At 62.2% G+C, this 10,053-nt stretch carries 8 protein-coding genes; 4 read left to right on the plus strand and 4 right to left on the minus strand.

Translation table 11 applies throughout. The annotated features are described in order from the left end of the window. Position 1: 1 nt before the first annotated feature. Genes eutB through doeB form a run of 4 tightly spaced genes read left to right on the plus strand, consistent with a single transcriptional unit; the run spans position 2 to position 4,212 of the window. A complete protein-coding gene (eutB, locus tag ATN84_RS23935; RefSeq protein WP_068885008.1) occupies positions 2-991 on the plus strand; it encodes a hydroxyectoine utilization dehydratase EutB in 990 nt (329 codons plus the stop codon). 2 nt (positions 992-993) lie between these two features. After that, positions 994-1,986 (plus strand): ectoine utilization protein EutC, encoded by a 993-nt coding sequence (eutC, locus tag ATN84_RS23940; RefSeq protein WP_068885009.1) that lies wholly within the window; start codon positions 994-996, stop codon positions 1,984-1,986. A 30-nt stretch (positions 1,987-2,016) separates the two neighbouring features. Continuing rightward, positions 2,017-3,198: an ectoine hydrolase DoeA gene (gene doeA, locus ATN84_RS23945; RefSeq protein WP_068885010.1), complete on the plus strand. Its 1,182-nt coding sequence runs from the start codon at positions 2,017-2,019 to the stop codon at positions 3,196-3,198. A 9-nt stretch (positions 3,199-3,207) separates the two neighbouring features. Then, entirely contained in the window at positions 3,208-4,212 is a 1,005-nt protein-coding gene (gene doeB, locus ATN84_RS23950; RefSeq protein WP_068885011.1) for a N(2)-acetyl-L-2,4-diaminobutanoate deacetylase DoeB, read from the plus strand. Between the two features lie 5 nt (positions 4,213-4,217). Here the strand turns inward: doeB and ATN84_RS23955 are convergent, their stop codons facing one another. The 4 genes from ATN84_RS23955 to ATN84_RS23970 form a co-directional block, all read right to left on the minus strand. Continuing rightward, positions 4,218-5,861, minus strand: coding sequence for an ArnT family glycosyltransferase (locus ATN84_RS23955; RefSeq protein ID WP_153020364.1), 1,644 nt, complete (start codon positions 5,859-5,861; stop codon positions 4,218-4,220). A 150-nt stretch (positions 5,862-6,011) separates the two neighbouring features. Further along, positions 6,012-6,383, minus strand: a complete 372-nt coding sequence (locus tag ATN84_RS23960) for a DUF1850 domain-containing protein (RefSeq protein WP_068885013.1) — start codon at positions 6,381-6,383, stop codon at positions 6,012-6,014. Beyond that, positions 6,380-8,494, minus strand: a complete 2,115-nt coding sequence (locus ATN84_RS23965; RefSeq protein WP_068885014.1) for a TRAP transporter permease — start codon at positions 8,492-8,494, stop codon at positions 6,380-6,382. The genes ATN84_RS23960 and ATN84_RS23965 overlap by 4 nt, the downstream gene beginning before the upstream one ends. A gap of 81 nt (positions 8,495-8,575) precedes the next feature. After that, on the minus strand, positions 8,576-9,529 hold the full coding sequence (locus ATN84_RS23970; RefSeq protein ID WP_068885015.1) for a TAXI family TRAP transporter solute-binding subunit: 954 nt from the start codon (positions 9,527-9,529) through the stop codon (positions 8,576-8,578). Positions 9,530-10,053: the final 524 nt, after the last annotated feature.

Consider the following 10,053-nt stretch of genomic DNA (forward strand, 5'->3'; position numbering starts at 1 on the left):
CATGTCCGACAGACCCGTCACCCTCGCCGAGATCGAAGAAGCACGCCGTGCCATCGTGGGCCGGATCGTGCGCACACCGACGCTCCCCTCGCCTTCCCTCTCCGAACGGATGGGCGTGCCGGTTTATCTGAAGCTCGAACACCGCCAGACAACGGGCAGCTTCAAGCTGCGCGGCGCATCCAACGCGATGCGCCGTCTTTCGGCCGAGGAGAAGCGCCACGGCGTCACCACGGCCTCGACCGGCAACCACGGGCGGGCGCTCGCCCATGCCGCCAGGCTCGAAGGTGTCCGCGCCGTCATCTGCATGTCCCGCCTCGTGCCCGGCAACAAGGTGGACGAGATCCGCCGTCTCGGCGCCGAGATCCGCATCATCGGCAATTCGCAGGATGATGCCCAGGAGGAGGTCGACCGGCTGGTGAAGGAAGACGGCCTTACTATGGTGCCGCCCTTTGACAATCCCGCGATCATCGCCGGACAGGGCACGATGGGGCTCGAGATCGTCGAGGATGTACCGGAGGTCGACACGGCCCTTGTACCGGTTTCCGGCGGCGGGCTCGCCGCCGGCGTCGCGGCAGCGGTGAAGGCATTGCGGCCGCGGGCGAAGATCATCGGCGTTTCCATGGCGGCAGGGGCCGCCATGCGCGCCAGCCTCGATGCCGGGCACCCCGTTCTTGTCGAGGAAAGCGAGAGCCTTGCGGACTCGCTCGGCGGCGGCATCGGCCTTTCCAATCGCTACACCTTCGCCATGGTGCGCGATCTCCTCGATGACGTCCTGCTTCTTTCCGAGGACGAGATCGCCGCCGGCATCACTCATGCCTATGCGATGGAACGCGAGATCATCGAGGGTGCGGCAGCCGTAGGCATCGGTGCTCTGCTTGCCGATCGCATCAAGGCATCTGGTCCGGTCGTCGCCATCCTTTCGGGCCGCAACATCGACATGACCCAGCATCGCCGTGTCGTCTGCGGCGACAAGCATATGGAAGAGACCTGACCATGCCCCGCATGACGATCCTGACCGAAGCTGATCTCCGGAAGATCGTGCCGCTCGATCGCGACGCAATTGCCTGTGTCGAATCCGCCTTCGCGGCGCTCTCGACCAAGGCCGTCGCCATGCCGCCGATCCTCAGGCTCGACATTCCGGAATATCGCGGCGAGGTCGACGTCAAGACCGCCTACGTTCCAGGGATCGAAGGCTTCGCGATCAAGATCAGCCCCGGCTTCTTCGATAATCCGAAACTCGGCCTGCCGAGCGTCAACGGTATGATGGTGCTCCTGAGTTCGCGCACCGGCCTGGTGGAAGCACTGCTTCTCGACAATGGCTATCTGACCGATGTGCGCACCGCCGCAGCCGGCGCGGTCGCCGCCAAGCATCTGGCGCGGCCTGATGCGGCCGTCGCGGCCGTCTTCGGCGCTGGCGTCCAGGCACGGCTGCAGCTTGAAGCGCTGACCCTCGTGCGCCCCATCCGCGAAGCGCGCATCTGGGCACGCGACACGGACAAGGCGCGGAAAACAGCCGCGGACTTGCAGGCAAGACTCGACATCGGCGTGAAGGCCGAAAGCGACCCGGCAAGCGCCGTGCATGACGCCGATGTCATCATCACCACGACGCCGGCGAGCGAGCCGGTCTTGCGTGCGGAATGGCTGGAGCCCGGCCAGCACGTCACCGCCATGGGCTCGGACGCCGAACACAAGAACGAGATCGATCCGGCCGTCATCACCCGGGCCGACCTTTATGTCGCCGACCGTCTCAGCCAGACCCGGCTTCTGGGCGAACTGCACCATGCCATCGAAAAGGGTCTTGTCGCAGCCGACGCCCATTTCGACGAACTGGGCGACATCATCTCGGGGAAGGCGGTGCGACGCCCCTCCCCGCAAGCCATCACGCTCGCCGACCTGACCGGAACCGGCGTGCAGGATACCGCCATCGCCACGCTCGCCCGTGACAGGGCAAAGTGCGCGCAGATCGGAACAGTCTTCGAAAGCTGAACGGGTTTAGCCCGACAAGGAAACGACCAAATGAGTGAGCCAAATCTGAAATTCACCCGCCAGGAATATGCGCAGCGGCTGGAAAAGACCCGCGTGGAAATGCAAAAGCGCGGCATCGATCTCCTGATCGTCAGCGATCCGTCCAACATGGCCTGGCTCACCGGCTATGACGGCTGGTCGTTCTACGTGCACCAGGCCGTCATCATCCCACCCGAGGGTGAGCCCATCTGGTATGGGCGCGGACAGGATGCCAACGGCGCCAAGCGGACGGCTTATCTCGCCCACGACAATGTCATCGGCTATCCCGACCACTACGTTCAGTCGACCGAACGCCATCCAATGGACTATCTCGCAAAGATTATCGCGGAACGCGGCTGGGACAAGATGACCATCGCCGTGGAGATGGACAATTACTGGTTCTCCGCCGCCGCCTTCGCCTCGCTGCAGAAGCACCTGCCCAATGCCCGCTTTGTCGACGGCACAGCGCTCGTCAACTGGCAGCGCGCGGTGAAGAGCTCGCAGGAACTCGACTATATGCGCAAGGCGGCGCGTATCGTTGAATTGATGCATGAGCGCATCGCCGAAATGGCCGAGCCGGGCATGCGCAAATGCGATCTCGTGGCGGAAATCTATGATGCCGGCATTCGCGGCACGCCGGAATTCGGCGGCGATTATCCAGCCATCGTTCCGCTGCTGCCATCGGGCGCCGATGCGGCCGCCCCGCATCTGACCTGGGACGATCGTCCTATGCAGAAGGGCGAAGGCACATTCTTCGAGATCGCCGGCTGCTACAACCGCTATCATGTGCCGCTGTCGCGCACGGTCTTCCTGGGCAAGCCGACGCAGGAATTCCTCGACGCCGAGAAGGCAACGCTCGAGGGCATGGAAGCGGGACTTGCCGCCGCCAAGCCGGGAAATACCTGCGAGGACATCGCCAATGCCTTCTTCGCGGTCCTGAAGAAATACGGCATCGTCAAGGACAACCGCACCGGCTATCCGATCGGCCTTTCCTATCCGCCGGATTGGGGCGAGCGCACGATGAGCCTGCGGCCTGGCGACAGGACGGAGCTGAAGCCCGGCATGACCTTCCATTTCATGACCGGCCTCTGGCTTCAGGACATGGGCCTCGAAATCACGGAAAGCATTCTCATCACCGAAACGGGCGTGGAATGCCTTGCCAATGTTCCGCGCAAGCTGCTTGTGAAGGATTGAGGCTTTAAAATGCTTGCCAGCCTTTTGCCGCCCTCCCCGATCGTGCCGACCGTCGCTTTCGACAGGAACGGCGTTCAGCACGGTTTCCTGCGGCTGCCCTATAGCCGCGACGACTCTGCCTGGGGGTCGGTGATGATCCCCATCGCCGTCATCCGCAACGGCAGGGGCCCTACCGCGCTTCTGACCGGGGGCAACCACGGCGACGAATATGAAGGGCCGATCGCGCTCTTCGATCTCGCCCGCACGCTCGATCCGAAAGATGTAAATGGCACCGTGATCATCGTCCCGGCGATGAACTATCCGGCATTCCGGGCGGGAACGCGCACGTCTCCCATCGACAAGGGCAATCTCAACCGCAGCTTCCCCGGCCGCCCCGACGGGACCGTGACGCAGAAGATCGCGGATTACTTCACCCGCGAACTGCTGCCGCGTGCCGATATCGTGCTCGACTTCCATTCAGGCGGCAAGACACTCGACTTTGTGCCCTTCGCCGCCGCCCATATCCTTGCCGACAAGGGGCAGGAAGCCCGCGCCTTCGAAGCGGTGAAGGCATTCTCCGCCCCTTGGTCGATGCGGATGCTCGAGATCGACGCGGTCGGCATGTACGACACGACGGCCGAAGAAATGGGCAAGATCTTCGTCACTACCGAGCTCGGCGGCGGCGGCACGGCCCGGGCCGAGACGATCGCCATCGCCAAGCGCGGCGTCATGAACGTGCTGCGCCATTCCGGCATTGTCTCGGGCGAGATCGAGCACCGCGAAACGCGGTGGCTCGACATGCCCTTTGGCGACTGTTTCGCCTTTGCCGAAGAGGAAGGCCTGATCGAGACCATGGTCGATCTCGGTGACCCGGTGGCTGAGGACCAGATCGTCGCGCGCATTCATCCGGTCGGACTCGCGGGTGCTGCACCGGCGGAAATCCGCGCCAGGATGGGCGGCATCCTCGCCGCGCGTCATTTCCCCGGCCTCGTCAAGCCGGGCGATTGCGTGGCCGTGGTCGGGGTGGTCGAATAGCGACGTTATTCAGAAGCCTTCTCACGGGTCAGGGCCGCGAGATAATGGCCGCGCCAACGCAGGAATGTCGCGTCAACACCCGTGACCGGCGCCTCCGTATTGTCGACATGGCTGAAGACAACCCCTTCCGGATGTTCGCTCAACCAGGCTGGCGCCTGGCTGGTGTCGTCGAGGATATCAATGGGCGTGGTTCGGGCGGCGGCAAAGCTGATTTCGCCATTATAGCCGCCGACCCATGCCACGGGCCGCTCATTCAGGCCCGGAACAGCCTGGACAATGCGTGAGGGATCGTTCTGCTGCCAGATCGGCGCCAGGCTCATCTGCGCGAACAGGAAGGCGACAAGCCCAACAATGGCCCCGGCCGCAAGCCGTCGACCGTCGCGCGCCCGCATGATGCCCCAGCAGGCGAGACCGCAAAGCAAAAGGCCGACCGGCGGAAGGACGGTGGTAGCGGGATCGAAGCCGAAAGTCGCGCGAATCTGGGAGGGAAAAAGCGCGCCGGCAAGGAAGATGATGCCTCCGGCAACCATCAACATCGCGCCTGCGGCTAACGGAAATTTCAGCGCATCCTTCCTCTCCGCCGCAGCGCTCTCGACAAAGCCAGCGATGACGAGCGCCGCACCCGGCAGCGAGGGAAAGAGGTAATAGGCCTGCTTGCCCGCCGAGAGCGAATGCAGGATCAGGGCGGAGACGAACCAGACGAGGCCGAGCCGAACGCTTTCCGACTTTAGCGCTCTCCGCCATACGGAGCGCGACCATGTGGCGCTGCTCAACGTCCAGGGGAGCAGCAGCGCCGGCAGCAGCGCGAACAGGAACCAGATCGGACGCGGATGCCCGAACTTGCCCTCGACGCGGCCGAAAGTCTGGGTCCAGACCAGTTCCCAGCCCGAGGACTTGCTCATTTCAATGAAGGAGGGCACGACCCACACGGCGTTGATCGCCGCGCCGCCCAATATGGCGGCAACCACCAGCAGCGTCCATTTCATACGCGAAACCGGCAATTCGCCCATAACCCAGAAGGGCGCCAACAGCGCGACCGGCGCCGTGTGCAGCAGGATGACCGGCCCCTTGCTGGCGAAGCCCAGCGAGACGCCGAGCAGCAGCAACAGAAGACCGGAGCGCATGCGCCCATGCGCGGCCGTGACGGTACCGATGATGGCAATGAGTGCGCCACAGGCGAGCATCGTGTCGAACATGAATGCCTGGCCGAAGATTGCGAACATAGGCAGGCCGGCGAGTATCCAGTGCGGCTGCCCGACGGGCAGAACCCCTTCCCCTTCGTCGCGCGCCAGAATGCCGGTCAGGACCCGGAGGAGCAGAATTGCGGCCGCGCCGAAGAGGATAGGGATCAGCCGCGCCAACATCTGGTTGGGACCCGTTATGTCCCATATCTCCTCGACCATCGCGAAAAGCAGCGGTGTCTTGTGGGTATAGGGGACACCGTTCAGCGTGAGGAGAAGATGATTGTCGGTTATATAGGATTCCCATTCGACGGCGAGATAACGCGTTTCATCGATCGCCAATGGCGGGCGCACCCAGAGGGCGGCGACTGCGACGAGAAGGAACACCAGCGCCGGAACACCGCCGGCCCATGATAGGCCCCTTGCGCGGTTCAGCGCGAGGGACGTGGAAGACGGTTGGGGGACCACGAACGATTCCTGCTTTTTTGGAGGATACCACCTGCTCTCGGCCGATAGACTGATGGTCTCACCGTGGCGGCAATATGACGGATAATTGCAGATCAGGGAGAATTTTCCGGCGCCCGTTTCCTTCTCGCGCAGGAGCGGCAACGGCAGTTGTTATTTTTCCCCCTTCGGGCAGGATTTCAACACCACCGGCTTGCCCGGCTCACTGCCGAGCACCCGGCACGACCCGTTGGCGCAAAGCGTCCAGCCGCCGCCGGTCACTCCCGATGACGCCAGGCTGACGGAGGGCTGCGGGGGTATCTCGGGCCTGTAGCGCCACCAGCCGTCTTTCAGGACAGCATTCTCCGGCGGGTCCATTCCGGCACCCGAACCCTTGACCCTCGCTTCGATGATCTGCAGCCCTTCAGGGGTGACGCGCCAATCCTCCTGCCAAGGGATTTTCTCGACGCTATGCATCCACGACAACATGAAGGCGGCGGTGGCGATCCTCGTCACCGCGCCGCCGGCAAGGATGCACAGGCTCATGATCTGGAACGAGCGGGCGCGACCGCCTGTCGCGTGCGCCACCAGTGCCAGGCAATGAACAGCACACAGCCCGCGATACCGATCTCGTCGCTGAGGGGTATCGCTGCGATCATCAATGCGGCTGCCACGAAGGCCCACACGCGCTCCCACCATTTAAGCCGGCCGCGCAGATAGCCAATCGACGCCGCGCCCCACATGAGAATGGACAGGAGCGCCTTGCCGATCATATAGACGACGGCCGGCCAATAGCCCATTTCCGCGACCAGCGGCCCTCCATCCTGAAGCATGATGACAGGCGCATAGACCGCCATGAAAGGCACGGCGAAACCAGCCACGGCGATGCGGATCGCCTGCATGCCGATCTTCATGCCGCTTTCCCTGGCGATCGGCGCCGCGGCGAAGGCCGCGAGTGCCACGGGCGGCGTCAGGTCGGCCATGATGCCGAAATAGAACACGAACATATGCGTCACGATCAGCGGCACGTCGAGTTGCAGCAGCGCCGGGCCGGCGATCGAGGAGGTGATGATGTAATTGGGGATCGTCGGGATGCCCATGCCGAGGATCAGGCAGGTGATCATTGTCAGAATAAGGGAAAGGAACAGCGAGTTCTCGCCGATCGCGACGATAACACGGGCAAAGCTCGATCCCGCGCCGGTGAGAGCCAGAACACCGATAATGATCCCGACAAGCGCGCAAGCGATACCAACCGGCAGGGCATTCTTGGCACCCTCGCCAAGGCTCTCAAGACACAGGCGCAACGTCTCCCGTCCGCCGCGGATGAGGAAGTTCAGGACCACCAGCGTTGCGAGCAGAATGAGGATCAGCGTGATGCCGCGGACCTGAAATCCGAGGATGTTGAAGCTCGTCCCGAATGCCGCCGCCGACATCAGGCCGAGCGCAATCCAGAACAGGACGCGCAGCGGCAGGGCAAGTCTGCCGGACAGGGGCGCGCCCAGGATAATCAGCGCAGTCAGGCTCAAACCCACCGTGCCCGCAAACAGCGGCGTATAGCCGGAGAACAGAAGCCAGACGAGTGCCACGAGCGGCAGGATCAGATACCAGCGTTGCCGCAACGCGCCGATCGCGCTCGGGCATTCGCTTTTCGGCAGACCCTCCAGCCCCAGCCGGCCAGCCTCCAGATGAACCATGACAAAGACGGTGATGAAGTAAAGCAGGGCGGGAACGATGGCTGCCTTCACCACCTCGATATAAGGTACGTTGAGCGTTTCGGCCATGATGAAGGCGACCGCGCCCATGACTGGCGGCATGATCTGACCGCCCATCGACGACACGGCCTCAACGCCGCCGGCAAAGGCCGGCCTGAAGCCAAAGCGCTTCATCAACGGAATGGTGAAAGCGCCCGTCGTCACCACATTGGCCACGCCCGAACCGTTGATCGTGCCCATCAGGGCGGAGGAAAAGACCGAAACCTTGGCCGGTCCACCCTTGGTATGGCCGACAGATCCCAACGCCACATCGGTGAAAAGCTGGATCATGCCGGCGCGTTCGAGAAAGGCGCCGAAGAGAATGAACAGGAAGATATAGCTCGACGACACGTAGATGGGCGTGCCGTATATGCCCTCCGTGCCGAGATAGAGCGCCTCGACAACCTGTGCGAAATCATAGCCCCTGTGATTGAGCGGGCTCGGTAGATATTGGCCAAACAGGCCATAGGCGAGGAAGAGCCCGCATATAACCGGCAGCGCCCATCCCATCATGCGCTGGCCCGCGAGGAAGACGAGCGCCGTCACCAGCACGCCCGCAACGAGATCGGCTGTGTTGGGATCACCGGCACGCAGGATGAGATCGGAATAGAACACCCAATGATAGAGGCTGAGCACGAAGGCAAGCACAGCCAAAATCCACCAGAAGACCGAGCGCCCGCCGGTCGCCGTGCGGGCATTGGCGTAAAGGCCGAATAGCAGCAGCATCAGGAAGCCGACATGCACCGACCGCACGACCTGGCTCGGAAGAGGCGAATAGGCCGCCGTCCAGAGCTGAAACGTGGAAAAGGCGACGGCAATGCCGAAAAGGATGCGTGCGCCGGCGCCCGCACCCCAGCCCGGAATATGTTCAACGGCCTCCGCGGCCGTCTGCTCGCTTGAAGACATCAGCGGCGCTTCCCAAAACGATCAATCGATTGCGCGAAAAAGGGCAAGAGGCGGGATGATTCCCGCCTCCGCGCAAAGGGATTATTCGATCCCCTTTTCCTTGAAATAGCGTTCCGCGCCGGGATGCAGCGGTGCCGGCGAGACGATGGTATTCTTGTCGAGCTTGATCATCTTCGCTGCCGAATGGGCCGCGGCAAGCTGGTCGAGATTTTCAAAGAACCGCTTGGTCATCTGGTAGACCAGTTCCTCGTCGAGATCCTCGCGCGTGACGAGATAATTAATGACGGTGGCGGTCGGAACATCCGCATCCTGGCCCTGATAGGTGCCGGCCGGGATGGTGCTGGCCACATAGGGAGAGCCGATCTTTTCGACGATAGCAGTTGGCACCTCGACGACGGTGATAGCGACCGAATTGGCGAGATCGCGCAAAGATGCGACCCCCAAACCGGCAGATTGCAGCGTCGCGTCAAGCTGACGGTTCTTCATCAGCTCGACGGATTCGGCGAAGGGCAGATATTCCACCTTCCCCAGGTCTTCATAGCTCAATCCCGCCGCCGCAAGAATGGTGCGGGCGTTGAGCTCGGTGCCCGATTTCGGCGCGCCTACCGAGAGGCGCTTGCCCTTGAGATCGGCAAGCGTCTTGATGCCGGATTCCTTGGAAGCGACGATCTGGACATAGTTCGGATAAATCGCGGCGACGCTGCGCAATTTGTCCAGCTTCTTGGTGAAGCCCGCATCCGCATTGCCTTCCCATGCGTCGCGCAGGGAATCGCCGAGCGTGAAGGCGATCTCGCCGCGGCCGCTGTTGATCAGATTAAGGTTCTCGATGGATGCCTTGGTCGACTGAACGGAGGGACGGGCATCGGGAATATCGGCATAGACCTTCTCCATGGCGACGCCGAGCGGATAGTAGACGCCGCTCGTTCCGCCCGTCAGGATATTGATGAACTCCTGCGACTTCGCCGCGACCGCGCCAAATCCGATCGACAGAGCCGCAGCGGCAGCGATCAGCAGTTTCCCTTTCATTCCACGCATACGAATAAACCTCCCGTTTCAATATGCTGCCGATCGCCGGACGATCGGGCTTCCCTCCAATTAGTTCGTCATCGGGCGGGAAAAGCAACCTTTAATGTATGTTTCAAACGGTCATGTCAAAGGCGCAAGCGGTACAGCCATCGGATCGTAGATTGAGACACGATGCTGAAAATATCGTCCTGACCTGAAGCGCTTCAGCCTGTTTTGCCTCATGAGTATCTTTACGGTGGATGCTGGTCGAGAGCACAACACCGACAGCGTTGCCAACACTGTTCGATACCGCCTATCCGACACTGATAAACCTTGCGGGCAGCGGCGATTCCTTACAACCATGCTCTTTGAAGGCCGCAGTCGGCGCCGTCTCATAATCGGGTTGCGCGCTTCGAGGCGCGAGTGTCCCTTTCGCTTCAAGACATGGCTGGACTGGCAGCCTTCCACCTTATTTTCATTTTAATTTGGGGATGCTCTAGCAGGCCGTTGAAAAAGCGTCTCGCTTCATTTGCTCGCGCATGATTCACTGAGCT

It is taken from the genome of Paramesorhizobium deserti (assembly GCF_001558695.1).
GTDB classification, from domain to species: domain Bacteria; phylum Pseudomonadota; class Alphaproteobacteria; order Rhizobiales; family Rhizobiaceae; genus Paramesorhizobium; species Paramesorhizobium deserti.